This is a genomic window from Mycobacterium interjectum (assembly GCF_900078675.2).
In the GTDB taxonomy this organism is placed as follows: domain Bacteria; phylum Actinomycetota; class Actinomycetes; order Mycobacteriales; family Mycobacteriaceae; genus Mycobacterium; species Mycobacterium interjectum.
Genome location: NZ_LT546237.1, coordinates 1 through 696, shown reverse-complemented (window position 1 = coordinate 696; position 696 = coordinate 1). Strand labels below are relative to the sequence as shown.

The 696-nt window shown below is 66.5% G+C and carries 1 protein-coding gene; it reads right to left on the bottom strand.

What is annotated here, in order from left to right:
• Nucleotides 1-437: PE family protein (locus tag BN4348_RS34260; RefSeq protein ID WP_142308782.1), on the bottom strand; the 437-nt coding region annotated here is incomplete at its 3' end.
• Between the last annotated feature and the right edge of the window lie 259 nt (nt 438-696).

Below are 696 nucleotides of genomic sequence, written 5' to 3'. Positions count from 1 at the left end.
CCGTCCCCGATCAGCCACCCGCCGGCGCCGCCGGGCGCGCCGGTCCCCGGCGCCCCGTTGGCGCCGTTGCCGATCAACGGGCGCCCGGTCCACTGCACGAATGGCGCATTGATCTGGTTAAGGACGTCCTGTGCCGTCGGAGCGGCGGCTGCGGCGGCGGCGGTCTCGGTGCTGAGATATGTCGCCGCGCCGCCGTTCAACAGGCTGACAAACTCGGAGTGAAAGGCCGCCGCCCGGGCGCCGAGCGCCTGGAAATCCAGGGCGTGCGCGTTGAAAAGTAAGGCAATGGCGCTGGATACCTCGTCAGCGGCTGCCGCGGTAATCCCGGTCGTGGACCCGGCCGCCGCGGACTGCGCCGCAGTCAGCGCCGAGCCGATATTCGCGAGATCTCCGGCCGCCGCGGTCACAAACTCCGGCGCCACAACGACGAATGACATGCCCGTGCCCCTTAATGTCGATCAGCCCGATTCGAGCGCCAAATCCGAGAGAGGCTCAGGCGCAAGCGCATATTAACCGATGCGTTAATTAAGAGGGGGTTTCGACGAGAATTTCGCCAGAATTTAGGCCGCCTGTCTAATTTAGCGTCGCAAACGCGACTCGGCGAATTGAACAAAGCTAGATGGCGTCCGGGTCCTCCGCGAACGCCTCGGCGGCCTTGCGGGCGAGCCCGATCGCGGCGCGGGCCCACTCAGGCGT